Origin of the sequence: Bradyrhizobium sp. NBAIM18 (genome assembly GCF_020193825.1) — a bacterium.
In the GTDB taxonomy this organism is placed as follows: domain Bacteria; phylum Pseudomonadota; class Alphaproteobacteria; order Rhizobiales; family Xanthobacteraceae; genus Bradyrhizobium; species Bradyrhizobium yuanmingense.
On sequence record NZ_JADYVO010000089.1, the window covers coordinates 1 to 255 of the forward strand.

General features: G+C 72.9%; 1 pseudogene. It reads right to left on the reverse strand.

The features are described 5' to 3' along the window. Nucleotides 1-255 (reverse strand): annotated as a pseudogene (locus I6F17_RS38020) (flagellin); the annotation flags it as partial.

The window sequence follows — 255 nt, forward strand, 5'->3', positions numbered from 1 at the left end:
AGGTGATGGTCTTGCCGTTCACGGTCAGCGTGTCGCCGTCGGCAGGCTGGGCGTTGCCGGCGAGGCCGGTCGCGGTCGTGCCGTTGGTGGCGATCAGGGTCATGGTGCCGGTCAGCGCCGTGGTGCCATCGCCGGCCGTTGCGCCCGTGCTGGCGAAGACGCCGATGGTGGCGCCGAGCGTCGTGGTGCCGGTCGCCGCGGTGGTGCCGCCGGCCGCGCCGCTATACACGACGTTGCTGTTCGCCGTCGCGCTGG